The organism is Aurantimonas manganoxydans SI85-9A1, assembly GCF_000153465.1.
Classification (GTDB): Bacteria; Pseudomonadota; Alphaproteobacteria; order Rhizobiales; family Rhizobiaceae; genus Aurantimonas; species Aurantimonas manganoxydans.
The window spans coordinates 2606643-2632388 of record NZ_CH672387.1 but is presented as its reverse complement, the minus strand read 5'-3'; the positions used below and the strand labels follow the sequence as shown (position 1 = coordinate 2632388).

The 25746-nt window shown below is 64.9% G+C and carries 19 protein-coding genes; 13 read left to right on the top strand and 6 right to left on the bottom strand.

What is annotated here, in order from left to right; translation table 11 throughout:
* Positions 1–341: 341 nt before the first annotated feature.
* Together SI859A1_RS12420 and SI859A1_RS12415 are read left to right on the top strand one after the other, a co-directional pair.
* Entirely contained in the window at positions 342–1451 is a 1110-nt protein-coding gene (locus tag SI859A1_RS12420; RefSeq protein ID WP_009210102.1) for a glycosyltransferase, read from the top strand.
* A gap of 225 nt (positions 1452–1676) precedes the next feature.
* Positions 1677–3107, top strand: coding sequence for a mannose-1-phosphate guanylyltransferase/mannose-6-phosphate isomerase (locus tag SI859A1_RS12415; RefSeq protein WP_009210101.1), 1431 nt, complete (start codon positions 1677–1679; stop codon positions 3105–3107).
* Positions 3108–3282: 175 nt separating this feature from the next.
* On the opposite strand, the gene SI859A1_RS12410 is transcribed toward SI859A1_RS12415, so the two are convergent.
* Positions 3283–4596, bottom strand: a complete 1314-nt coding sequence (locus SI859A1_RS12410) for an O-antigen ligase family protein (protein ID WP_050767530.1) — start codon at positions 4594–4596, stop codon at positions 3283–3285.
* Positions 4597–4864: 268 nt separating this feature from the next.
* Entirely contained in the window at positions 4865–5851 is a 987-nt protein-coding gene (locus tag SI859A1_RS12405; RefSeq protein ID WP_040325759.1) for an IS30 family transposase, read from the bottom strand.
* 974 nt (positions 5852–6825) lie between these two features.
* On the opposite strand from SI859A1_RS12405, the gene SI859A1_RS12400 reads away from it, so the two are divergent.
* The 8 genes from SI859A1_RS12400 (at position 6826) to SI859A1_RS12365 (ending at position 16645) form a co-directional block, all read left to right on the top strand.
* On the top strand, positions 6826–8256 hold the full coding sequence (locus SI859A1_RS12400) for a phosphomannomutase (RefSeq protein ID WP_009210098.1): 1431 nt from the start codon (positions 6826–6828) through the stop codon (positions 8254–8256).
* A gap of 584 nt (positions 8257–8840) precedes the next feature.
* A complete protein-coding gene (locus SI859A1_RS12395; RefSeq protein ID WP_009210096.1) occupies positions 8841–9542 on the top strand; it encodes a helix-turn-helix domain-containing protein in 702 nt (233 codons plus the stop codon).
* Between the two features lie 253 nt (positions 9543–9795).
* Positions 9796–11232, top strand: a complete 1437-nt coding sequence (locus SI859A1_RS12390) for a UbiA family prenyltransferase (RefSeq protein ID WP_009210095.1) — start codon at positions 9796–9798, stop codon at positions 11230–11232.
* On the top strand, positions 11225–12592 hold the full coding sequence (locus tag SI859A1_RS12385) for an FAD-binding oxidoreductase (RefSeq protein WP_009210094.1): 1368 nt from the start codon (positions 11225–11227) through the stop codon (positions 12590–12592). Before SI859A1_RS12390 ends, SI859A1_RS12385 begins: the two co-directional genes overlap by 8 nt.
* A gap of 157 nt (positions 12593–12749) precedes the next feature.
* Positions 12750–13187, top strand: a complete 438-nt coding sequence (locus SI859A1_RS12380) for a DMT family transporter (RefSeq protein ID WP_040325758.1) — start codon at positions 12750–12752, stop codon at positions 13185–13187.
* The gene (locus SI859A1_RS12375) at positions 13184–14197 is read left to right on the top strand and encodes an NAD-dependent epimerase/dehydratase family protein (RefSeq protein ID WP_009210093.1); all 1014 of its coding nucleotides are present in this window, start codon (positions 13184–13186) and stop codon (positions 14195–14197) included. Before SI859A1_RS12380 ends, SI859A1_RS12375 begins: the two co-directional genes overlap by 4 nt.
* Before the next feature lie 41 nt (positions 14198–14238).
* Positions 14239–15678 carry an aspartate aminotransferase family protein gene (locus SI859A1_RS12370; RefSeq protein WP_050767713.1) on the top strand — a complete coding sequence of 480 codons (1440 nt, stop codon included), beginning with the start codon at positions 14239–14241 and terminating at the stop codon, positions 15676–15678.
* 292 nt (positions 15679–15970) lie between these two features.
* Positions 15971–16645, top strand: coding sequence for a hypothetical protein (locus SI859A1_RS12365; protein ID WP_009210090.1), 675 nt, complete (start codon positions 15971–15973; stop codon positions 16643–16645).
* Between the two features lie 188 nt (positions 16646–16833).
* On the opposite strand, the gene rsgA is transcribed toward SI859A1_RS12365, so the two are convergent.
* Positions 16834–17868 carry a ribosome small subunit-dependent GTPase A gene (gene rsgA, locus SI859A1_RS12360; RefSeq protein WP_009210089.1) on the bottom strand — a complete coding sequence of 345 codons (1035 nt, stop codon included), beginning with the start codon at positions 17866–17868 and terminating at the stop codon, positions 16834–16836.
* Positions 17869–18087: 219 nt separating this feature from the next.
* Positions 18088–19779: a hypothetical protein gene (locus SI859A1_RS12355; protein WP_244400987.1), complete on the bottom strand. Its 1692-nt coding sequence runs from the start codon at positions 19777–19779 to the stop codon at positions 18088–18090.
* A gap of 261 nt (positions 19780–20040) precedes the next feature.
* Here SI859A1_RS12355 and SI859A1_RS12350 point away from each other — a divergent pair, with 261 nt between their 5' ends.
* The 3 genes from SI859A1_RS12350 (at position 20041) to SI859A1_RS12340 (ending at position 24150) form a co-directional block, all read left to right on the top strand.
* Positions 20041–22554 (top strand): GcvT family protein, encoded by a 2514-nt coding sequence (locus tag SI859A1_RS12350; RefSeq protein WP_009210087.1) that lies wholly within the window; start codon positions 20041–20043, stop codon positions 22552–22554.
* A gap of 95 nt (positions 22555–22649) precedes the next feature.
* Positions 22650–23177, top strand: a complete 528-nt coding sequence (locus SI859A1_RS12345) for a peroxiredoxin family protein (protein ID WP_009210086.1) — start codon at positions 22650–22652, stop codon at positions 23175–23177.
* A gap of 79 nt (positions 23178–23256) precedes the next feature.
* Positions 23257–24150, top strand: a complete 894-nt coding sequence (locus SI859A1_RS12340) for a DUF1194 domain-containing protein (RefSeq protein WP_009210085.1) — start codon at positions 23257–23259, stop codon at positions 24148–24150.
* 35 nt (positions 24151–24185) lie between these two features.
* Here SI859A1_RS12340 and SI859A1_RS12335 read toward each other — a convergent pair whose 3' ends face one another.
* On the bottom strand, positions 24186–25124 hold the full coding sequence (locus SI859A1_RS12335) for a GlxA family transcriptional regulator (protein WP_244401160.1): 939 nt from the start codon (positions 25122–25124) through the stop codon (positions 24186–24188).
* A 243-nt stretch (positions 25125–25367) separates the two neighbouring features.
* Positions 25368–25733 carry a DUF6481 family protein gene (locus tag SI859A1_RS21180; protein ID WP_040325757.1) on the bottom strand — a complete coding sequence of 122 codons (366 nt, stop codon included), beginning with the start codon at positions 25731–25733 and terminating at the stop codon, positions 25368–25370.
* Positions 25734–25746: the final 13 nt, after the last annotated feature.

Below are 25746 nucleotides of genomic sequence, written 5' to 3'. Positions count from 1 at the left end.
GAAAACATCTCTCCCGCAAGGCGGCCTTCACCGCAGGCGTACGCCGCAACAGCATAATGGCAACGGTGGCAGGAAAGTTCGTCCGAATGCTTGGCGGAGCGGTCAGGCTCAGTGGAACAGGGCCCGCCCTGGCCGCATGCGAGGCCGAGGGTTGCGATGCCTCGCCGCGAGGACGGGGTCCGGACTCAAAGATGCGGGTAAGGCACATGAAAGGAAAGGCGCCAGGCCTCCGCACGTTTCATTCGCCCGCCGGCTACGATAAGGGTCGATCAGATTGGGCGATATCGCACACGCCGCTGCACGAACAGAGAATTGCTCTTGAACTGTCCCGAAAACGCCTGATGCGCGTCCTCCATTTCTTCAAAACCTATTGGCCCGACACGTTCGGCGGAATCGAGCGCACGATTGACGCGATTGCACGCTCAACGGCGGGTCTGGGCGTGGAAACGACCGTCTTGTCCCTCAGTCGCAAGCCGCTGGAACGCAGCGTGGAATTTCACGGCCATCGCGCCGTAAAGGCTCGGCTCGATCTGGACATCGCCTCCACAGGCCTGTCCTTGGGCGCCCTCGGCCAGTTCGCGCGGGAGGCGGCCGAGGCGGACATCGTCCACTACCATTTCCCATGGCCGTACATGGACGCGGCGCATTTCCTCGTGCGGCACGGCAAGCCTAGCGTCGCCACCTATCATTCGGACATCATCAAGCAGCGGGCCCTGAAGCGGGTCTATGCGCCGCTGATGCAGCGCTTTCTGGGCTGCGTCGATTCGCTGGTGGCCACCTCGCCGAATTATGCGGCGTCGAGCCCTGTTCTGGCGCGCTACCGCGACAAGCTCGAGATCATTCCGATCGGACTGGAAGACGAGGTCGACGCCGAGGAAATGCTGCCGGCAAGCCTGGCAATGGACAGGCCGTTTTTCTTGTTCGCCGGCGTGTTGCGCTACTACAAGGGTCTAGACGTGCTACTAGACGCCGCTTCGCTTGTCCCCGGCGACATCGTCATACTCGGTTCAGGACCTTTGGAAGATCGTCTTCGCCGACGTGCCCAGGCAGAAAGACTGACCAACGTGCGATTCGTCGGCGCTTTGCCGGATGAGGAGAAGGTTGCGCTAATGCGCCGGTGCTGCGCTTTCGTATTTCCATCCAACGAGCGATCGGAGGCGTTCGGACTCTCGCTCGTGGAGGCTGCGATGTTCGCGAGGCCAATGATTTCGACCGAGATCAGTACGGGAACAAGCTACGTTAACTTCGACGGCGAGACTGGGTTGGTGGTGCCCCCTAATGACGCGCAGGCGCTGGCGGCGGCCATGAACGAAATTATTCGGGCGCCGGAGCGCGCGGAGCAGTGGGGCGCATCTGCCCGGAGGCGCTACCTCGATTTGTTTACGGCGGAAGCAATGGGCCGACGTTATTGCGCGCTTTACACGCGCCTTCTGACCCAAGGTCGCGGATGATGCGGCTTGTCCGGTTTAGTTTGGAGCGTATCTCACTCTTTCGACCTGGTTGCGCGATTGACTTGTCTCACCGGAAGCGCCGTTTCGGCGCGTCAGCGGATACGCTTTCTCACTCTTCTCTTTGGGATTGCCCATCGGTGCAAAGCTTTACGCATAGCGGATGTGGACCTAGGCGAACTGGCTGGGACACGTAGATACATGGCAGTTTTGGAGTTCTTTGATTTTATGAGTGATTTTGACGGACTGCCCAGCATTACGCCCATCATCATGGCGGGCGGATCGGGCACCAGGCTCTGGCCGGTATCTCGTGAAACGATGCCTAAGCAATTCATCAACCTGATGGAAGATGGACGCTCGACGTTTCAAGAGACGCTTCTTCGTGTAAGCGGTCCAGGTTTTGTTCGTCCGATCGTGATCACCGGGAACGATTTCCGTTTCGTGGTGGCCGAGCAGATGAAGGCCGTCGACGTGCAAGGCGAGATTGTCCTCGAGCCCGAGCGTCGCGATTCGGCGGCCGCTGTCGCGACCGGCGCACTGATTGGCCATGAACGCGATCCGGAATCAATCTGCCTGGTCCTCGCAGCCGATCACGTTGTGCAGAATGCGGAACAGTTCGTAGCCAACTGCAGGGCAGCCGCGCGGGAAGCTCGCGAACGCCGCATCATGACGCTTGGAATCACTCCGACGCAGCCTTCCACCGCCTATGGCTATATCAAGTGCGGAGCGCCACTTAGTGATGAGGGCGCGTTTGATATCGACCGCTTCGTCGAAAAGCCGGATGCCGAGCGCGCGAAGGATTATGTCGCGCAGGGTTTCCTCTGGAATGGTGGCAACTTCTTGTTTCGTTCCGAGACGATGCTCGAAGAGCTCGAGGAATACGCGCCCCAGGTTCTGGAAGCCGCCAGGGCCGCGCTCGCCAGTGGCCATCGGGACCTCGACTTTCTGCGCCTCGACGGCGCTGCCTTCGCTCTCGCGCCAAAGATATCGATCGACTATGCCGTCATGGAGAATACACGTCGTGCCGGCGTGATGCGCGCGACATTCGGTTGGTCAGACATCGGCTCGTGGGATTCAATCTACGATATCAAGACGCCGGACGCCGACGGAAATGTCTTGGAAGGACCTGTTTCGGTTCTGGGCACCAGCGGTAGTCTTGTGCGCTCCGAGGGGCCGTTGACCACCGTAGTCGGGATGGAGAACGTAGTCGTCGTCGCGCTTTCCGACGCGGTACTCGTTGCCGACAAGAGCCAAGCGCCTCGCGTGAAAGAACTCGTCGTGCAGCTTAAAAATGATGGATACGGCGAGGCGACGGACCATCTTCGCATCCACCGCCCGTGGGGATGGTACCAGCGCATCGATATCGGCGATCGCTTCCAGGTAAAGCACATTTGCGTAAAACCAGGCGGAACGCTCTCGCTCCAGCGCCATCATCATCGGGCCGAGCACTGGGTCATTGTGCACGGCACGGCCGAGGTGACGATCGATGGCGTTGTGAAGCACTACCACGAAAACGAGGCCGCCTATCTCCCCATCGGATGTACACATCGGATGCACAATCCGGGCAAGATCGACCTGAAGATAATCGAGGTGCAGGTTGGATCATATACGGGAGAAGACGACATCGTTCGGATCAAAGACATCTACGCCCGCACCTGAACTTGTGCAGGGCAGGGGCGTGCGTGGGGATGAGAGCGCGACTTGATGTGGATTGGGCAGTACGTTCGAGGCCAATGGTGTGTCCTGCCTTGCCAAACGGTTCCCGTACGTCGTGGACACTGGCCGACAGTGAGTTGTTCATAATGGCTTGTGTCCTGTTGGAGGGGCGGCCCCGCTAATACGCATCATCGGCACGTCCGTTTGCGTCTTTCGAGCCGAACTCTTCCTCCTCGACAGTGAGTTGCAGTCTGTAGAAGCAGCAGAAGCCGAAGCCGGCCGCGACCAGCATGAAGGATTCGCCGATCGCCAGCCGGTTGTTGGAATTGGTCAGCATGGTCAGCGCGAAGAACGCCGTCGCGGTCACGTAGAGCACCAGCGCCGATGACGGGATCAGGCCACGCGCGCGGCAGACGAAGGCCTGGCGGAGGCTCCACACCATGAGAACGGCATAGAAGCCGAGCCCGACGAGGCCGTAGCGCACGGCCACCTCCAGATAGCCATTGTGCATGAGGTGGTAGCCGACGCCCGCGTAGCTGGTCGTCTCCCAAAGCGCCTCCCAGGCGATCCCGGTTCCCAGGACGAGGTTCGTGCGCCAGATCTCCCAGCCATTCATCCAGATCATCAGCCGCTCGTGGAGACTGAACGGGACGTTGCCCGAGGCGATCAGCGCATCCACCGCGGCAAGCGGATCGCCGCTGCCGGTCGCCCCGGCGACGAACGCGACGGCGGTGGCGATGTTCGGCGCGATCAGGGCCGAGATCTCCGGATAGAACAGCACCGACGGGATCGCCGCGGCGACCATGACCGCGGCCAGGAGCAGCCAGTGCCGCAATTGCGTGCGCTCGGTGAAGACCATGGCGAACAGGACCGGCAGGGCACCCAGCAGCGCCAGCCAGACGCCCTTGGAGAACGCGCCGGCGATGCCGAGGAAGCACAGGCCGGCCACAATGACGCAAAGGGCGATGCCGCCGATCCGCAGGCCCCGGTGGTGCGGCCCCGGTCTCGCGAGATAGAGGCCGAAGCAGATGGCTGCCAGCGCGATCAGACCGGCGCCGACCGAGGCGTGGATGGGATTGCCGTGGAAGAGCAGCGGCGCGCGGTCGCCGGACAGCATCGTCTGCGGCTCGAGGCTCGCCAGAAGGGCGACGAGGCTGATCACCAGGAACGCCCAGGCCGTTGCGGGCATCCGCTGCCAGTTCAAAAAGAAGGCGTAGCCCAGCGTCGGGTAGACCAGCGGGAAGAGATAGATCCCCTCGGCCGAGCCACCGGCCATGTCGGGGGTCAGCACGAAGACGGCGGCATTGCGCAAGAGGATGTAGACCACCCAGGCGATGCACAGCCAGCCCATGATCCCGATTGACGGCCGCTCGTCGGTTCTGACGAAGGTGACAAGGGCCTGCAGCAGGAGAAACGGCGCGCAATAGCGATAGAGGTCGCTCTCCACCCAGACGGCCGAGACTAGGCCGAGCATCAGAATGACGCTGAGCACTTGGATCGCCTGCCCTCGTAATTCCCGAGTAGGGCCCATCTCAGCGGCCGCTCTACGTAGCGGTAGGTCGGAGCAGGGAACTGTTGGGTGCCGATCCGGGTATGATCCGGCGGACGGCGAAACCCTCATAAAATACTCCTCAATCGCGCGCGTGATGTGGTAGCCGACCAATCTTGTCTACTCGGCACTGGGAAGCGCTTGGAACATCTAGCATCCAGCAGCTGAACTGATATCTGGGGGGTGGATTCCAGCGCGAAGCGCAACATGCTCATGAGAAGCGGATTCGGACGTCCTTGCCAAGTTCCTGGAGGAGGCACTGGAAAGGGGTGATGAAGCCGAGGCATTTGCGCGGCGTGGTGTTGAGGCTGACAATGGCGTCCTGGAGATCGGCTTCGGACAGGGTGTCGAGATCGAGCCATCTGGGCAGCCATCGTCGCAATCGTCCGTTGGCGTTTTCGACGCCTCCCTTCTGCCAGGAAGCGTAGGCGTCGCAGAACCAGGTCGACATGCCGAACAGGTCGTCGAGCAGGCGGTGGCGGGCGAAGGCGGTGTCGTTATCAAACGTCACCGAGGAGCGCAGGCCGGGAGCAACACGCCGGAAGACGGCTGTCATCGCTGCGATGGTTTCGGCGGCGGTCTTTCCGTTCAGCCTCGTGGCGAGCGTCACACGGGTCTTTCGCTCATGAAGGACGAGAACCGGGCGAGCGCGCTTGCAGATGACAAGATCAGCCTCCCAATGCCCGACCTGTCGGCGATCCTCGACCTCGGCCGGACGGTCATGGATGGAGCGGCGGTTCTTGATCGTATCGCGTGACCGGCGTGCTCTCATCGGGCGGCGCGTCCTGCGCCGGCGCAGGAGATAGCGCCAGAGCTCCTCGGCCTTCTGCGAGGCGCGATAGACGAAGGCGTAGATGGTCTCGGTGGCGAGCACGCGCAATTTCGGCTCCGCACCATTCTTCAGCCAGCCCGCGACTTGCTCCGGCGACCAGCCTTCCGACAGGCGCTCGATGACGAACTGGCGCAGGCGTCCGTCACTCTCGAGCACGGCATCCCGCCTCCTGCGCTCGATATAGGCTCCGTCGGCTACGACCGGCGAATAGTCGCCGCCTGGCAGCGCGTTGCGTTCCAGTTCGCGACTGATAGTCGACCGCGACCGGCCAAGGGTCTTGGCTATGCCCGCCTTCGAATGACCGGCCGCGAGGAGAATGGCAATCCGCTCTCTTTCGGCGGACGAAAGATGCTCGTAGCATGACATGGCAACACTCCCGAAAGGTCTGGAAACCAAGCCGATCCTACATCGGCTAGGGGGTGTTGCACCTCGCGCTGGAACTCAGGGGGGCGCTTGGCGCTCCTGCTACAATAACGAACCGCCACTGCCAAATTCGAACGGAAAACCTCGAGATCGATGGTGAAGGAGAGTCTTATATAAGGGATTGCCCAAGGCGTAGTCGCGCATTTGTCGACATCACGACCGACCTGATTCGCCATTTAACAACTCCTGAAGGCGCGGCGGCGACCCAGCATATGAGACAATAACCGAATGTTTCCGACGCCTCTCCAGTTAAGAGAATTAGGCATGCAAATAAGGAATATCAATCAAAAACGTAGAGGAATAGATAGAAATCGCAATGAGATGGTTGATAATACGCCAAAACTAGTGGCAATGAAAGAAAGTGGTATTTGATAAAATCTGATTATTGCTAACATATTGCAATACGTAGAAACATACGTACCAGTGGAGCCAAAATGATGTATAAAAAAATTGATAATGATATGTACGAATCTGCGATCGAGGCGGAAACACACCGGGTATCTGGCGCTATATCATGGTTCATGTTCGGTGGGGCGATCGGTGTCGTAGTCGGATTCGTGGTCGGAGTTTTCGTAACCAGAGTGTTCTTCTAAGGTATCGCGTGAATATGATGGTAGAAGCATCTAGTTTTTCTTCTGGGTTGTATGTGACCTGCCCAGCAGGGCCGCGTGTCGGCGGGTCTTTCCACGAAACGGCCTTCTCGTGCTATCGCCGCTGGGCGGCAGGATGTACGGACCGGGGCCGCGGGTCTCGCCCTTAGATCAGAGCGGCGGTCCGGGCAAACGCCGGTGGCGAGGGCGTGGCTGCGGGCGCGATCGAAGGCGGCGAGGCTGGTGCCGAGACAGGGTGGTGCGCGATGGCTGTGCGATCCGGTCGTTGCGGCTGGCGGCGCGGGACGGACAAGCGGGAGACGACGGATGGATTCGCTGAAATTCGGAACGAGCGGGCTGCGCGGGCGGGTGAGCGACCTCATCGGCTGGCCGAGCTTCGGCTACACGCTGGCTTTCCTGCGCCATGTGCGGGACGGCGACCGGGCTGGCGCCGAGCAGATGGTGTTCTTCGGCCGCGATTTGCGGGCGAGCAGTCCGGAGATCCTCGAGGCCTGCATCGCGGCGGGGCATGCCGCCGGTTTCCGGGCGGTGGATTGCGGCGCGGTGCCGACCCCGGCGCTGGCGCTGGCGGCGATGCACCAGGGCTGCCCGGCGGTGATGATCACCGGCAGCCACATTCCCGACGACCGCAACGGGCTGAAATTCTACGGCCGCGGCGGCGAGATCACCAAGGCCGACGAGATGGGAATCGCGGCCGAGTTCGCGGCCATTGCCGGGGCCGATCCGCGGCCCGGGCCGGAGGCCGGCGGACAGGCGGCGGGACGCGACGCGCTGGCGGTATTCGGCCGGCGCTATAAGGACTTCTTCGCGCGCGATGCGCTGGCGGGGCTGACCATCGGCGTGTTCCAGCACAGCTCGGTGGCGCGCGACCTGCTGGCGGATCTCGTGACGGCCCTCGGCGGCACGGCGGTGGCGCTCGGGCGCTCAAACTCCTTCGTGCCGGTGGATACGGAAGCGCACCGGCCGGAAGACGTGAAGCAGATCCGCGACTGGGCGGCCGAGGGCCGCTTCGACGCGATCGTCTCCACCGATGGCGACGGCGACCGGCCGCTGGTGGCCGACGCCAAGGGCACGATCCTGCGCGGCGACGTGCTGGGGCTTTTGACCAGCCGGGCGCTGGGGCTGACGACGATCGTCACCCCGGTGACGTCGAGCTCGGCGGTGGAGACGTCCGGCATCGCGGGCAAGGTGGTGCGCACCAAGGTCGGCTCGCCCTTCGTCATTGCCGGCATGGCCGAGGCGGCGCAGGCCGGCGCCGAGGGCATTGTCGGTTTCGAGGCGAATGGCGGCCTGCTGCTCGGCTCGGCGGTGACCCGCGACGGGCGCAGCCTGCCGGCGCTGCCGACCCGCGACAGCGTGCTGCCGATCCTCGCCACGCTGGCCTTCGCCAAGCGCCGCGGCATGGATCTGGCGGCGCTGGTGGCGGAGCTCGATGCCGGCCACGCGGCGGCGCACCGGCTGCAGGATGTGCCGCAGGCGGCGAGCGGCGAATTCCTGGCGCGGCTGGCCGAGGATGCGGAGTTTCGCGATGGCTTCTTCGCGCCGGCGGGCCGGATCGCGTCGGTCGATGCGCTGGACGGCGTGCGGGTGATCCTCGACGCCGGGCCGGTGGTGCATTTTCGCGCCTCGGGCAACGCGCCGGAGCTGCGCTGCTATGTGGAGGCGGGATCGGAGGCGAAGGCGGCGGAGCTGCTTGCCTGGGGGCTGGCGGCGGCGGAGGCCGAGGTCCGGGGCTGACGCTACCGGGCCGCATCTCGGCGCGACGGCCCGCGCCATCGGGACGGTGCTGAACCAGTGTGCCTGGAGTCCCACCGGAGGGGGGGCGGAGCAGCCGGTGACCCGTTCGATGCCGAGGGGCGGGAGGGTCCGCCCGTTGCTCAGCCGCAGGCGTCGCCGACGGCGGACCAGCCGAGTCGGTGGCCAGCAAATCGTCGAGATGTATGATCTCAATGACCGTCCAGTCGAAGGACAGGGGGGCAATGGTAACAGCCTCGGCTCTGAAACGAATGAAGTCGAGATCTGTGACAACAGCGCCAAGCCTTCCGCCGTCAGCAGAATATCGTGGGCATTTGCGCGCTACTCGCCAAGCGACGTAGCGATGGAACGTTCAATTGCCGCCGTGACGTGGTTGGACTTTCCCGCAAATATGTTGAGGACCTCTGCACTCGCATTGGGAGGTTCAATTTCGTATCGAGACTGGAGTTGGACGAAGCCGTAGCAAGTCTCGTTTACGTAGATTCCCTTAGGAGCAAACCGAATTCAGAGCCGGTCCTACCGCCGCTACAACAGGTCATCGACTTGGACGGCATCAGGAGGTTCCCATGACGACGGTTCTGGCAATGCGAAGCGAGCGGGACTCCACGGCAGGACATCTAGCGGCAGAGGCCCTTCGTGCCGGTCCGCAAGCGGCCCCGCGGCCCGAGACCGGCAGCGTGACGATCGCCGGGCAGGTCCTGAACTTTGCCCAGGACAGCGAAATCTACGCCGAATGCAGCGAGGTCCGCTCCTTCTACAAGGTCGTCGGCGGCGTCGTGCGCACCTGCAAGTTCCTGAGCGACGGCCGGCGCCAGATCGAGGGATTTCATTCGGCCGGCGACATCTTCGGCTTGGAGCTCGGCGATACCCATGGCCTGTCGGCCGAGGCGGTCTCGGACTGCACGATCGTCGCCTATCGCTGGCGCGGTCTGAGCGCAGCGGCGGCCCGGAACGACCAGATGGCGCCGCAGGTCTTCCAGTTCGCCATGCAGTGCCTGCAACGCGCGCAGCAGCATGCGCTGCTGCTGGGTCGACGCAGCGCCGCCCAGCGCGTTGCCGCCTTTCTCGTCGAGATGGCCGACGACGAGGAGCCGGCAACGGTCCATCTGGCCATGACCCGCCAGGACATTGCCGATTATCTCGGCCTGACTATCGAGACCGTGTCGCGCACCTTGTCGCAGTTCGAACGCGACCGCGTGATCGCCCTACCGTCGACCCGACATGTCGTCCTCGAGGACCGGGATGCCTTGATGGCGCTCAACGACTGAGCCGGCGACGCGCGCCCGAGCCGGGAGAGGGCGGCGGAGGCATCGCGACGCAGCTGCGTCTGCCAGCGTGCCCGACCTGGCTCTTCCGTAAGACCGCCTCCAATCTTTGTGATTTATTCACCAAGTCCGCAGCTTGCCCTTGCCTTGCGGTCGGCAGGGACCGGAAATTCACCGGGCCGAAACTCGTCTGCGCCACAACCGACCTCCAGCTTCGCGATCTCCCGGCAGAGGAGACGGCAGGAGGAGCCAAGCGTTGGACGCCAGATCTCCGCAGACCGGGACGACGATCTTCGTCGATCTCGACGGCACGCTGATCCACAGCGATCTTCTCTGGGAAACCCTGTTCCAGGCGGCGCGCCAGAAGCCCCGGGTCATGCTGCAGGTGCCCGGCTGGATCGCCGCCGGCAAAGCGCGCTTGAAGGCCGAACTCGCCCACGCCGTCGATTTCGATCCGGCGTTGCTGCCCTATCGCGAGGAGGTCGTCGAACGGCTGCGGCGCGCGCGGGCCGATGGCCGCCGCATCGTGCTGGCCACCGGCGCCAACGAGAAACTTGCCCACGCTGTGGCCGATCATCTCGGACTGTTCGACGCGGTCATGTGCTCCTGTGACACGGTTAATCTAACCGCGCACCGCAAGCTCGACCGCATCCTCGACGAATGCGGCGAGGTTGGCTTCGACTATGTCGGCAATTCCCACGAGGACATCTGCCTTCTGGACAAGGCGGCGGAGGCCCTGGTCGTGGCGCCGGACCGGGCCGCGGCGCGATGGCAGAAGCGCTCCGGCGCCGAACGGATCGACGATCCCGGCAGCCGACTGCGCCCGGCGCTGAGGGCGATGCGGCCGCATCAATGGCTGAAGAACGTCCTGATCTTCGTGCCGATGGTCCTGACCCACGAATTCTTCAATATCGAGATGCTGGTCGGCGCCATGCTCGCCTTCATCAGCTTCTCCTTCGCGGCGTCGGCCGTCTATATCCTCAACGATCTGCTCGACCTGACCGCCGACCGCCGGCATCGCACCAAGCGCAACCGGCCCTTTGCCAGTGGCGCGCTGGCGATCCCCACGGGCATCACGCTCGCCGCTGTGCTTCTCGGCACCTCGCTGGGCATCGGGCTGTTCCTGCCCGACTATTACCTCCTGGTGCTGGGCGTCTACCTCGTCACCACGACGGCCTATTCCTTCGCCCTGAAGCGCATGCTGCTGATCGACGTGCTGACGCTCGCGGGCCTCTACACCATGCGCATCGTCGCGGGATCGGAAGCCTCGGGGGTCGAGACCTCGTTCTGGCTGCTCGCCTTCTCGCTGTTCTTCTTCCTGTCGCTGGCGCTGGTGAAGCGCTTCACCGAACTGCAGGATTTCGGCATCGGCGCCGAGCGCGCCACGACCGGGCGCGGCTATGTCGACGCCGATCTGGAAACCCTCGGCCAGGCTGGCATGGCCTCGGGCTTTGCCTCGGTGCTGGTCCTGGCGCTTTATATCGACAGCATGGAGGGCGCCGAGCAGTACACCGAGCCCTTCCTCGTCTGGCCGCTGTGCCCGCTGGTTCTCTACATCATCGTGCGGATATGGATCCTCGCCCGCCGCAACCAGATGCACGAGGACCCGGTCGTCTTCATCATGAGCGACTGGCGCAGCCAGGTGATGATCGCCGGCGGCGGCCTCCTGTTCCTGCTGGCCGCCATTGTCTGAGGCCCGCTACGAGAACTGGGGACGCCCCACCCGCACGCCGCGCCGGGCGATCGCCGGCTGCGACCTGCCGCGACTGTCGGCCGCCGAGGCGCAACGGCGGGCAGGGGGCGGCGACGGCACCGTCCTGCCTTTCGGCAATGGTCGCTCCTATGGCGACAGTTGCCATGACGATGCCGGCACGCTGATCGACAGCCGGCCGGGCGCCCGCATCCACGCCTTCGATCCGCAGACGGGACTCCTCACCGCCGATGCCGGCGTGCTGTTCAGCCAGATCACCCGCCATGTCGCGCCGGCCGGCTGGTTCCTGCCGGTGACCCCCGGCACCCAGTTCGTCACGCTGGGCGGCGCCATCGCCAACGACATCCACGGCAAGAACCACCACCGCCGTGGCACCTTCGGCGCCTGGGTGGAGTCGATCGTGCTCGACCGGTCCGACGCGGAGCGCCTGCACTGCAGCCGCGACGCCCATCCCGAACTCTTCGCCGCGACGATCTCCGGCATGGGCCTGACCGGGCTGATCCGCGAGGCGACAATCCGGCTCCTCAAGGTGCCGTCCTTGACGATCGCCGAGACCACGACCCGCTTCGACAGCCTGGCCGACTATTTCGAACTGGCCGAGGCGGCGGATGAACGCCATGAATACGCCGTTGCCTGGATCGACTCGCTGGCCACGGGCCGGGCGCTGGGCCGCGGTCATCTGATCGCCGGCGACCATGCCCCCGACGGCGAGCGGACCGGCATGGCCCGCCCGCCGCTCGCGGCGGTGCCCATCACGCCGCCGATCAGCCCGCTCCGCGGCCTTGCGCTGCGCGCCTTCAACGAAGCCTATTATCGCAAGGCCAGCCCCGGCACGACGCAAAGACTGGTCCCCTTCGACCAGTTCTTCTACCCGCTCGACCGGGTGGGCCGGTGGAACCGGCTCTACGGCCCGCGCGGGCTGCACCAGCACCAGAGCGTCGTGCCGGCGACCACCGGGCCGGACGCCGTGCGCGCCCTGATCGAATGCGCCCGCAGCCACAAGCAGGGCTCGTTCCTCACCGTGCTGAAGCGCTTCGGCGACCGGCCGAGCCCCGGCCTCACCAGCTTTCCGCGATCGGGCTACACGTTGACCCTCGACTTTCCCCACCGCGGCGAGATCACCCTGAAACTGCTGGCCGAACTCGACCGGATCACCGTCGCGGCCGGCGGCGCGGTCAATCCCTACAAGGATGCCCGCATGTCGCCGGACACCTTCGCGGCGGGCTTTCTACGCTGGCGCGAACTGGAGGCGCTGCGCGACCCGGTCATCGTCTCCGATTTCTGGAAGCGGACAGCGCTCCGGCTCGACACGACATCAACGAAAACGCCCAAGCAACTGTAAATCCGTCAGGTTGCGGCAAAGGGTTTGTTTACCGTGACATGAACCGTCGCTCGCCCGGCGGCGCGAATACGCCGATCTTAAAACATATCACACGGGTTTCCCTTAGATCAGATTCAGCAGATCCGGCCGGTCCGGACGTTGGAACGAGGCAGTGCCGATGGCGAAATTCCTTCCCTTCATCCTGTTCACGGTGTTCACCAACGCCGCGGCGCAGGTGATGCTGAAATACGGCATGATGCAGCTCGGGCCGCTGAGCTTTGCCGGCGTCAATCCGATCCTGAAGATACTGCAGATCCTGTTCAGCCCCTGGGTGTTCCTGGGGCTCTGCACCTTCGTGATCTCCATGGCCTCGCATCTCTTCGTCCTGTCCAAGGTCGAACTGTCCTTTGCCTATCCATTCCTGTCGCTGGCCTATGTGGCGGTCGCGGTCTTCGCCTATTTCGTCTTTCGCGAGGACCTCAACGCCCTGCGCATCGCCGGCATCGGCCTGATCTGCGTCGGCACGATTCTGATCGCCCAGGGCGGCACCACGATACACGGCGAGGAGCCCGCGCTCGACGTCGCCCAGGCTCCTGCAAACGAGGTTTCCCGATGAAGCACGTTCTCTTCGGCGGCGACGGTTTCGTCGGCCGCCATCTGGCCCAGAAGCTCGTCGCCGACGGCGAAAGCGTCCTCGTCGCCGATATCGTCAAAAGCGACCTGCCGCATTACGCCCAGTGCGAGTTCCTGCACACCGACGTCACCGATCCGGCCGCCGTGCGCGCCGTGCCGATCGCGGCGGACGACATGGTCTACAATCTGTCGGCCAAGATGCTGTCGCCGATCATGCCGCGGGCCAAACGCCACGACTTCTTCTACCCGGTGAACTATCACGGCACCAAGCACATCATGGAAGCGATGGGCGAGGCGGGGGCGACGAAGCTCGTCCACTTCACCACCGACATGATCTACGGTCATACCCAGGTCTATCCGATGACCGAGGAGCACCCGGTCTCGCCGCTCGGCGAATACGGCCAGTCCAAGCTCGACACCGAGCATCTGGCGGCCGAATGGCGCGAGCGCGGCATGGACATCACCCTGTTCCGGCCTCGCCTGATCATCGGCCCCGGTCGTCTCGGCATCCTGGAAAAGCTCTTCAAGCTGATCGACGCCAACCTGCCGGTTCCGATGATCGGCTCGGGCCGCAACCCGTATCAGTTCATCTCGGTCTTCGACTGCGCCGAGGCGGCGCGGCTGGCCTGGAAAGCGGGCGTCCCGAACGAAGCCTACAATCTTGGCTCGCTGAACCCGCCGCCGGTCAAGAAGCTGCTCGGCGACCTGGTCAAACATGCCGGCTCGAAGTCGCTGCTGATCCCGACGCCGGGCTGGGCGGTCAAGCGCACGCTCGACTTCCTCGACCTGATCAACATGCCGCTGATGGATCCCGAGCAGTATCTCATCGCCGACGAGATGTGCGTGCTGGACGTCGGCAAGGGCGAACGCGACCTCGGCTGGGTGCCCCAGTACCGTGACGGGGACATGCTGATCGCCGCCTATTCCGAATATCGGGCCAAGCGCGAGGGCCATGCCCCCGCCGCCGGTTCGTACCCGCAGACGGCCGAGTGAGCCGACCCTTAGCGAGGAGAGACACGATGCTCGACCGTCCCATGGCTGCGAACCCCGACCTCGCCCCGACCCATCGTCGCGGGCCGGCCAAGCCGAACCTTCTGACCGTCGAGGACGCCAAGGCGCTCGACGTCAAGACGATGGCGGACCTGTTCAAGGACTACATCAATCCCGGCCAGTTTCATTTCATGAAGCTGCTCGGCTTTCACAAGGTGAAGGTCGAACGCGCCGAGGGCATGTATTACATCGACCAGAACGGCCGGAAGATCCTCGATTTCTTCGGCGGCTTCGGCTCGCTGGCCTTCGGCCACAACCACCCGCGCATCATCGAGGCGCGCCAGCGCTTCCAGGACGAGCGGCGGCACGAGATCGCCATCGCCTTCCTGTCGCAGTACGCCTCGGCGCTGGCCAGGAACCTGGCGGCCTGCTCGCCCGGCGATCTCGACATGGTCTTCCTCGGCTCCTCCGGCTCGGAAGCCATGGAAGCGGCGATCAAGGTCGCCGAGCGTGCCTCGGGCCGCAAGAACTGCAAGATCGTCCATGCCGAGAACTCCTTCCACGGCAAGACCAAGGGCGTCCTGTCACTGACGGATTCGCCGCTTTATCAGGGTGAGTTCAAGCTGGTCGGCAACACCTGCAAGGTGCCCTTCGGCGATCTCGAAGCCCTCACCAATGCCATCCGCAGCGACCCAGAGATCGGCGTCGTCGTGCTGGAGACGGTGCAGGGCGGCGGCGGCATCATCACCGCCTCGACGGATTACTGGCAGGGCGTGCGCGCCCTCTGCGACAAGCACAACGTCCTGTGGGTCGCCGACGAGGTCCAGTGCGGCTACGGGCGCACCGGCCGCTTCTACGCCTTCGAGCATCACGGCGTGGTGCCGGACGTGACCGCGCTGGCCAAATCGCTGGGCGCCGGCAAGGCCGCCGTCGGCGCGATGATCGCCCGGCGCGAGGTCTATATGAAGGCCTATGGCACGCCGAAGACGGCGATGATCCATGCCCAGGCGACCTTCGGCGGCATCGGTGAGGCCTGCGTCACCGCCATCGAGGGGCTGAACGTCCTCTATGACGACGATCTGATCGGCAATTCCGCCGAGGTCGGGGCGTATCTCCTGGAGCGCCTGCAGGCGATCCAGGCGAAATACCCGTCCATCGTCAAGGACGTGCGCGGGCAGGGGCTGATGGTCGGCCTCGAGTTCCACGACTTCTCGCGGACCCTGCCGATGGCGCTGCGTCCGATGGTGGCGATCCTCGACGACAAGCTGAAGGGCTCGCTGTCGGGCTTCGTCGGCGCGCTCCTGCTGCGCGATCACGACGTGCTGGTGGCCTTCACCGAGTACAATCGCAATGTCATCCGACTGGAGCCGCCGCTGATCTGCGACGAGGGCCATGTCGACCAGTTCTGCGACGCGCTGGACGCGCTGCTCGGCCGCGGCATCGTCTCCATCGTCAAGGACTTCATCCGCTCCCAGATGGGCTGACCGCCGGGCAACCCCGCGCGACAGACATGGGAAGGCCGGGCATTTGCCCGGCCTTTTCGCGTTGTAGGTTGCATGGGCATCAACGGGCGCGGCCGGGAGCGCAGGAAGACGGCTGCGTCGGGTCGAAACCGGACTGGCAGGTATGCAGAGAGTGGGAGACTAAGAACTGCCGCTCGCATAAGAAATTCGCCACATGAAACAGAATTGATAATTCGGTTTCATGTGGCCGTCCCCGACAGAAATGTGCCAGAGAAATCTTGCCGACAACCAACGGTGGACTCTGGGGGATTGAATGTTCGAGCCGTGGATAGGGCCTCATTACAAATCGGACGGCGGGTTGTTCGCAGGCACGAGGGTCTTGGTTCTGGGCGAGTCCCATTATGCGCGCAAGGCGGAAGAAATCGGCACGGCGCCGGACGGGTTCACCGATGAGATTGTGCGGTGGTTTGGTCTAGCTGCCCACAACAATCCGTTTTTTCGCAACACCGTCCGAGCGGCCTTGGGTCTTCCCCCAGGACCAATCTGGAAGCAACATTCGGCGCATTTCTGGAACTCGATCGCCTTCTACAATTACGTCCCGGTGTTGGTGGATGGCAGGGCCCATGCCGTTGGTGGAAACGCTCGTCGACCCGAGAACTGGATGTTCGAGGCGGGGGCCGAACCTTTCCTAAAAATCCTCGATCGGCTTGAACCGGAAGCGGTCATTGTCTGCGGCTTGACCCTGTGGGATTGGGCTGCTCCGCATCTCGATGGTTTCGAGGGCAAGCCCCGCGACGTCATCTTTTATGACGATGGCCGATCCGTTTTTTCTCGCATTCATCATCCCAGCTATCAAAAGTTCGATGCCAAATACTGGTATCCGCGTCTTCACCGACTGGTTGAGATGACGGTAGAGCCGAGAAAGCGCGGGACCAAAATTTGCTGGGATAAATCGATGGCCGACACGGAGAAAGACGCTGATATTTGAAACAGAGTCTAGTATTCGGTTTCATCGGGCTTGGTTTGCTTCCTAGCTTCTCGACACCCTGCGTCAGTGTCTGCGTTGGGTCGCTGGCGGAACGGCAGCTTTCGCCGTCCGGGAGCCGGAAACAGCCGGTTCGCTATCGGCCCCTATAGGCATTGCCCGCTCCCCGGACGGGGTCGCGCAACCTGATCTCAGCGCCTCTTGTTGCGCCTTCCGCCTGTGCCGGCGGCCCAGGGGGCCTTGGCGAGATCGTTATCGGCGTTCTCGTCCTGCAGCTTGCGCCAGCGTTCGAGCCGTTCTCGATCGATGGCTCCTGCGGCCACCGCCGCCTGGACGGCGCATCCCGGCTCTTGGGCGTGAGTGCAGTCGCGAAATCGGCACTGCGCCGCCTGTTCCGTGATCTCGGCGAACAGGATGTCGAGGCCGTCGGCGACGTCACTGACCTGCAAGGTCCGGATCCCCGGCGTGTCGATCACCCAACCGCCGCCTGCAATCGGATGAAGGGAGCGGGCCGTCGTGGTGTGACGTCCTTTCGCGTCGTCTTCCCGAATGGAGCCGGTCTCCTGCTGCGGTTCCCCGGTCACGCCGACAAGCGTGTTCACCAGGGTCGATTTGCCGACGCCGGACGAGCCGACCAGCGCGACCGTTTGCCCGGGCTTGCACCATTGCGCCAAGGAGGCTGTCGCATCGCTCGACTTTGTGTTGACGATCACCACCTCGAGCCCGCGCTGCAGCGCGCGGGCCTGACGCTCGTAGGAGTCGAGATCATCTGTGAGATCCGCCTTCGTCAGCAGGATGACCGGCTCCATTCCTGCCTGGTTGGCCCAGGCAAGATACCGTTCGAGCCGGGCCGGACTGAAATCCATGTTGCAGGATGTGACGATGAACAGCGTGTCGATGTTGGCCCCGGCAAGCTGCGGAACCGTGCCGCCCGAAACGCGACGCTCGATGACGGAGCGTCGCTCGAGGCGGCGCTGGAGAAGCAGGGTGGCGGGGTCGATCAGAACGAAGTCGCCAACGGCGAAATGGCTCGTCGTGACGTCGGACGTCAGGACCGGTTCGACCGGCCCTCGTGGGGACAGGGCCGTGAGGCGCGAGCGGTGGACCCTCGCGATGCGAACAGGCTGCAGATCCGCATCGTCCGGCGTGATCTGTTCGGCAAAGAAGGAACTCCAGCCCAGGGCGGAAAGCAGTTCATGCTCCGCGGTTTCGGCTCGCGTGATCAATGGGGCGTCCGATGAGAAAGGGCTGTCGCCATCTGCTCTCCAATATCGAGGCGGGGCTTGCTTGCCATCATGTCTTGTTCCTCAACGTGTGAGCGGCAGACCCGGACGTCTTATCGAAACCCGTTCGGTCTCGATACAAGATCCCACTCAACGCGCGATCGGCTGTGCTGCAGAACCACGTCCAGATCGCGGGCGGCGACCGCCGCAGCACTCCTGCTGCTACTGCCGCGCCAGCAGGTCGTCGCGAACATAGGCGTCCCAGCATGGTGAGAGCCGAATGCGGCTGTGGCCGGCCAGACCTGGCGCGTAGAGGTCGCGCAGCAGGCGGTTGGCCACTGTAACCGGGCAGAGCGGGTATAGCAGCAGGTCGGTCTGCTTCACCGAGCGGAGCACCGCCTGGTCCGGGTCTGGCACGGCGCGGAACGGATCGGCGCCGATGGCGATGCCGCGCGGCGCCTGCCGATCGAGGAGCCAGGGGAAGGGGTTGACGAAATTGAGGTTCATGATCGTTTCGAAGCGCACGCCGCGTGCCGCTTCCAGCGCCTCGATCGCCTTGACCGCTTCCTCGACCCCCATCAGCCAGGTCAGGTGGAAATCCGGCTCGTTGTAGAGGGTGAAGCTCGGCAGCTGCTCCTCGTCCGCCAGATGGTCGAAGGCTTCGGGAAAGCGCTGGTAGGTGTCCAGCATCACGGCGGCGCGCCGGATCAGTTCGGGCCGCTGCGAGACGGCGGCGAGCGTGCCGAGGCGGGGCGCATCGAGATCGACATAGGCGATCTGCCCGACGAGGGCGCGGGCGCCGCGATGGATCACCTGCACGAAGGTCGGCAGGGCGCTGGCAGCAACGAGGCCCAGGATCAGCGCCAGCCGCCATGTCGGCGCGCCGCCGGCCCGCACCAGAATGCGCAGGAGCACCGGCCAGACGAAGATGAAGGCAAGACCGCCGGTGTTCTGGGTTTCGACGAACAAAGCCGCGAAGGTCACCATGCCGAGCCAGAAGACGTCCCGATCGAGCAGCGCCACCAAGGCGGCGACCCGCCGCGAGCGGGCCAGCGTCGTCGTTGCGTGCAGGATGTCGGGCAGCCCGATTAGCCCCAGCGCGGCGGTCAGGATCGCCAGCGGCGCGAAGGCCATGAAATGGATCGAGGCGGCCTGCAGGAAGCGCGGCAGGATGCTGCCTTCGTTGAGCGCCACCAGCGCAGCGATGTCGCCGACATAGGCGCTGACCACGGCGGTCGTCAGTTCCAGGAGCGCCAGCACGGCGAGGAAGCCGAGAAGCGCTCCGATCGCGGTGCGCAGGGACACGCGTCCGGCCGCGAAGGCGAAGGCGCAGATCAGCGCGCCGCCGGCAAAGCCAGTGATCTTGACGAGGAACAACGCCAGCATCGAACCGGCGATCGTGATCAAAACCGTCGCGCGGCCCCTCGCGAAGACCAGCCCGGCGGTCAGCACATAGAGCAGCAGGCACATCTGCCGGTTGTAGATGCCGAAGCCGTCGACACCGGGAAAGCTGTAATAGGTCTCGACGTTGATTGGCAGGATCTGGAAGACCAGGAACGGCACCAGCAGCGCCAGCGAGATGAGCCGCGAGCGGCGGTCGACATCGGCCAGCACCAGCGCCAGCAGCGGTGCGGTGACCGCCATGAGCGACCATTGCGCGATCAGCAGCGGCTGGCCGTCGGGAAACAGCTTCACGAACAGGGCGAAGAGCCAGTAGCCCAGCGGGCCGACCGGCGTGAAGAAATCGACACCGGGAAGCTGACCGTTCCAGATCCGGTTCGCCGCGTCGAAATAGATGAACAGGTCCCAGTAGAAGGCGCCGATCGGCAGCGTCAGCTTCAAGGTCAGGAGGACGGCGAGGACGGCACAGACCAGCGCGAGGAGAATGAGTGGCGAGGTGAGGGCGGATTTCACCGTTCCGGCATCCTGTCGGTCAACGGAGGAAATGAGCGTCACGGATCCGTCCCATCGCGAGCCTGTCTCGGAACCGCATCCTCGGCGAACATGGTTAACAAAACCTTCCCGGACGGTTGGTCCGTCGGCGGTCCCGGTCGGTCGGCTGTCCGGCTGCGCCGTTCGCCCGACAGCTGATGTCGCAAAGAGACTGCGCGCGCGCCCGACTGCTCCACTAGGCTCGACACGCCGCTACGGCAGTCTGGCAGACGAGGGGTGGTCATGCAGGATCGGGCGCGGGCAGTGGTTATCGGCGGCGGCGTGGTCGGCGTGTCGACGCTATATCATCTCGCCCGCAAGGGCTGGACCGACAGCGTCCTGGTCGAGCGGCGCGAACTGACCTCCGGCTCCACCTGGCACGCCGCCGGCCTGCTGCCGCTATTCAACATGAGCTATGCCGTCGGCCAGCTGCACCGCTATTCCGTGCGCTTCTATCGCGAGCTGCAGGACGAGACCGGCATGAATGTCGGCTTCTCCAACGTCACCAATATCCGGCTGGCGCGCACGCAGGACCGCTGGGACGAGTACATGTATTATGCCGGCGTCGCCGAGACGATCGGCGTGCCGGTGAAGCTGCTGACGCCCGCAGAGCTGAAGGAGATCTGGCCGCTCTGCGAGACCGACGGCATTCTCGGCGCGATCCAGCACCCCGAGGACGGCTATATCCAGCCCGCCGACTTGACTCAGGCGCTGGCGCGGGGCGCCCGCGCGCGCGGCGCCACCATCCACCGCAACACCACCGTCAGCGCCATCGAGCAGCTCCCCTCCGGCGAGTGGAAGATCGTCACCGACAAGGGGGAGATCGTCTGCGAGCACGTCGTCTCGGCCACCGGTAATTTCGCCCGGCGGACGGGCCGCATGGTCGGGCTCGACGTGCCGGTGATCCCGGTCGAGCACCAGTACATCGTCACCGAACCGCATCCGGCGATCGTCGAGCGCCGCCGCCAGGGCCTGCCGGAAATGGGGGTGCTGCGGGAGAGCGACTCCTCCTGGTACATGCGCGAGGAGAATGGCGGCCTGCTGCTCGGTCCCTACGAGATCGGCGCGCCCTGCTGCTATCTCGACGGGCCGGACGCCGACAGCGAATACGAGCTCTTCCAGGAGGATCTCGACCGGCTGATGCCGCATATCGAGACCGCCATCGCGCGGGTGCCGGCCTTCGGCGAGGTCGGCATCAAGAAGGTCTATAACGGCGCCATCGCCTATACGCCCGACGGCTCGCCCATTGTCGGCCCGGCGCCGAGCCGCACCAATTTCTGGCTCAACGAGGGCCATTCCTTCGGCATCACCGCGGCCGGCGGGGCCGGCTGGCAGCTCGCCGAATGGATCGTCGACGGCGAACCCACCGTCGATCTGGCCGGCGTCGATCCGCGCCGCTTCGGCCCCTATGCCGGCGAAGGCTATCTGCGCGCCAAGAACGAGGAGGCCTATGCCAATGTCTTCTCGGTGCATTATCCCGACGAGGAGCGCGCCGCCGCCCGGCCGCTGAAGACCTCGCCGTCCTACGAGCGGCAGAAGGCGCTCGGCGCCGTCTTCGGCTCGGTCTATGGCTGGGAGCGGGCCAACTGGTTCGCCCCCGAAGGCTATGCGGTGCCCGAGGCCGCGCTCGATGTCGGCGCCGACGTCCTGATGAAGCACAATCATGCGCCGGCCGATCACACCGGCCGCATCCGCGAACGCTGGTCGTTCCGCCGGTCCAACTATTTCGAGCATGTCGGCGCCGAGGTGCGGGCGGTCCACGAGGGGGTCGGCCTCCTAGACATGACGCCCTTCGCCAAGGCCTATGTCAGCGGGCCGGGCGCAGCCGCCTGGCTCGACGGCCTTCTCGCCAACCGCATTCCCAAGACGCCGGGCCGCGTGGCGCTCTGCCATCTCCTGACCCCGGTCGGCGGCGTGCGCTCGGAGTTCACCGTCTACAAGGCCGGTGCGGAAAGCTACTATCTCGTCTCCGGCGGCGCCTATGAGGGCATCGACCACGACATCCTGCAGAAGGCGCTGCCGGGCGACGGCAGCGTGGCGATGCAGCCGGTGACCCACGCGCTCGGCGTCCTCGTCGTCGCCGGCCCGAGATCGCGCGAGGTGCTGGCGAAGCTCACCCGCACCGACCTGTCGAACGCGGCGTTTCCCTGGCTGACCGGACAGCCCCTGTCGGTCGGCCCGGTGGCCTGCACGGCGCTGCGGGTCAATTTCGTCGGCGAACTTGGCTGGGAGTTGCACCACCCGATCGAGATGCAGAACGCGCTCTACGACCTGCTGATGGAGGCCGGCGCCGAATTCGGCATCCGCCCCTTCGGTATTCGCGCCATGGGGGCGATGGCGCTGGAGAAGTCCTACCGCCAGATCCCGCGCGAACTGTCGATCGAATACAATGCCTTCGAGTCGGGCCTTGAGAGGTTCGTTCATCCCAGCAAGGGCGATTTCATTGGCCGGGACGCCGTGGTGGCGGCCCGCGAGAACGGCCTGCGCTGGCAGTTCGCGACCCTCGAGGTACACGGCGTGACCGACGCCGACGCCCGCGGCTCCGAACCGGTCTATGCCGACGGCGTGTTGGTCGGCCGCGTCACCAATGGAGGCTTCGGCTGGCGGGTCGGCAAGAGCCTTGCCCTGGCGATGCTCGATCCGGCCCATGCCGGCGAGGGGACGCGGCTGACGATCCGCATCCTCGGCACGCGCCACGACGCTACGGTGATCGGCGAAAGTCCCTTCGACCCGGAGAATGTCCGTCTGCGCGGCTGACATGGAACGGGCCGTCCGGCCACCCGTTGCTGGCGCAGCTTCCGCCGCCCGCGCAATGCCGCCGGCGGCGTTTTTCATCATCGAAAGGACATAGCATGCCCCATACGACGCCCATGCCCGGCGACAAGGCACCGGCCCTCAAGGTCGCGACGAGCGACGGCGGCCAGCTCGATCTGGCAAACGACAATCCCGAGAACTTCTCGCTGGTCTTCTTCTATCGCGGCGTTCACTGCCCGATCTGCAAGAAGCAGATCGGCGAGTTGGCGAAGCGTCGCGAGGAATTCCGCGCCAAGGGCTTCAACGTCCATGCCGTCTCGATGGATGACGAGACCCGCATGCAGCGCCAGCAGGCCGAATGGGACCTCGACGGCATGCCGGTGGGCAACGGCCTCAGCGAGGAGAGCGCCCGCGAATGGGGCCTCTACATCTCCTCCAAGGCGCAGGATTCCGAGCCGGCGCGCTTTGCCGAGCCGGGTCTCGTAGTGGTTCGCCCGGATGGCACGATCTACGCCATGTGGCTGCAGACGGTGCCCTTCACGCGGCCGAGCCTCGACGATCTCCTCGGCGGGCTGAGCTTCGTCGTCGACAAGGGCTACCCGACCCGCGGTGAACTCGCGGCCTGATTGGCCTCGCTGGAAGGCGAGGGCCGAGGTGACGCCTTTGTGAATTGCGCGGCCGGCCATCCGGCGTGACGCTTCCATAATGGGACATCGCACCCTGATCCTTGCCTTCCTGTCGGCGGCGCTGGCGCTTCTGGCGGCGCTGACCGGACATGCGGCGGCCGGCGCACAGCAGCGCGGCCTGCGCGATCTCGGTTCCGACCTCGGAGCCAGCCCGGACGACGGCATCAGGGTCGACGCCGAGCTGGTTCTCGCCGTCGACGTCTCCTGGTCGATGGATCGCGGCGAACAGGAGATTCAGCGGGCCGGCTATGCCGCCGCCTTTCGCAGCGAGGACGTGCAGAAGGCGATCCTCGGCGGGCCGCATGGCCGCGTCGCCGTCGCCTATATCGAATGGGCCGGCACCCTGTCGCAGGCGGTCGTGGTGTCCTGGACGCTGATCGATTCCCGCGAGGCGGCTGACGGCTTCGCCTATCGCCTGCAGACGGAGGAGCCGGATCGCGAACGGCGCACCTCGATCTCCTCGGCCATCGACTATGCCGCCACCCTCTTCGACAACAATGGCTATGCCGGCCTGCGGCGGGTCATCGACATTTCCGGCGACGGGCCGAACAACCAGGGCCGCATGGTCACCGAAGCGCGCGACGCGGCGATCGCCCGCGGCATCGTCATCAACGGGCTGCCGTTGATGACCACCGGCGGCTTCAGCTCATGGGGCTCGATCCCCGATCTCGACCGCTACTACGCCGATTGCGTCATCGGCGGCCCCGGCGCGTTCATGATCCCGGTCAACGAATGGGACCAGTTTCCGGCCGCCGTCCGCCGCAAGCTGGTGATGGAACTGGCCGATGGCTGGCCCGATCCGGCCCTGCACGTGCCTGCCGTGGTGCCGGTGCAGGAGACGGCCAGCAGCGACTGCCTGATCGGTGAGCGTCAGTGGCAGGAGCGGCAGCGCCGCTGGATAGAGGATTTCTAGCTCCGCGCTTCGTAGAGGCGGTGATGCGCCGCCCGTCAGGCCGGGGCGAGGACCGAACGCGTGGCGCGCTCCTGCTGGGGCGAGCGCGAATAGAGCTCGCGGTAGCATTTGGAAAAATGCGAGGCCGAGACGAAGCCGCTGGCCACCGCGATCTCGACGATCGGCAATTGCGACTGCAGCAGCAGATGCCGGGCCCGGTCGAGCCGGATCTCCAGATAATAGCGGGCCGGCGAGCGGCCCATCTCCCGGTGGAACAGCCGCTCCACCTGGCGTCGCGACAGGCCGACATCCTCGGCGATCTCGACCAGCGACAGCGGATCGGCGAGGTTGGCCTCCATGATCTCGATGACCCGCAGCACCTTGGAATGCTGCACGCCGAGCCGGGCGCGCAGCGGCAGGCGCTGGCGATCCTGTGAACTGCGGACCCGGTCGGTCAAAGCCTGCTCGCAGACCCGGTTGACCACGTCCTCGCCGAGATCCTCGCCGATCAGCGTCAGCATCATGTCGAGGGCGGCGGTGCCGCCGGCGCAGGTGTAGATGTTGTGGTCGATCTCGTAGAGATCGGCATAGGCGTCGACCCGCGGGAAGGCCTCGGAGAAGCCGGGCAGGTTTTCCCAGTGGATGGCGCAGCGCCGGTCGGCCAGGAGCCCGGCGCGGGCGAGAATCCACGCCCCGGTGCACAGGCCGCCGACGCTGATGCCGCGCTGGTGGCTCTCACGCAGATAGGAAAAGCTGGTCTTGTCGGTGAAGTCCTCGACGAAGACGCCGGAACAGGCGAACACCATCGATGGCCGGTGCTCGGAGGGCAACGCCCTGCGCTCGGCTTCCACCGAACTGGTGACGGCCACCTCGACGCCGTTGGAGGCGTGGACCGGCTCACCGTTCGGCGAGGCGAGGCGCCAGCGATAGATCTCGCGGCCGACGACCCGGTTGGCAATCCGCAACGGCTCGATGGCGGTCGCAAAGGCGATCATCGAGAAGTTCGGAACGAGCAGGAAGACGATGGTCCGCTTCGGACCGGAGCCCGTGCCCTCGCTCGCGCCGAGCCGGGACTTGTCGATCCGGCCGCCCGCATTTCCTGGACCCATACCGCCCGCTCCGCATCAAGGGCCATTCACGCATCGCGTGCGCGGCCCAAGGTGGAGTGGAATGACGGGTTTCGCAAGCCGGGAACGGCCGCCGATGTCAGCCAGTCGACGGCGATCGGCGGGTGCGGATTACTTCTTGCCCTTGCGCGCCTTGCGGGCGGCGTAGCGGGCGTCGCGCTCGGCCTTCTTGGCGGCCTCGTCGGCGACCATCTGCGCCAGCGGCCGGTTCTTTTCGGCCTTGCGGGCCTCTTCCTCGGCGAGCCGCTCGGCTTCCGCCTCGGCGTCGCGCGCGGCCTTCTCGCGGGCCTTCACCTCGTCTTCGGCGCGCTTCTTGGCGAGGCGCTCCTCACGGGCCGCTGCGATCTCCGCGCGTTCCTGCCGGGCCTGCTCGGCCTCGGGGCTGTCCAGCCGCTCCTTGGCCTTCTGCAGCAGCGCCAGCTTTGCATCGCGCGCCGCATTACGGCGTTCGGCGAAATCGGTATCCTTGGGCTTCAAATCATCACCAGTG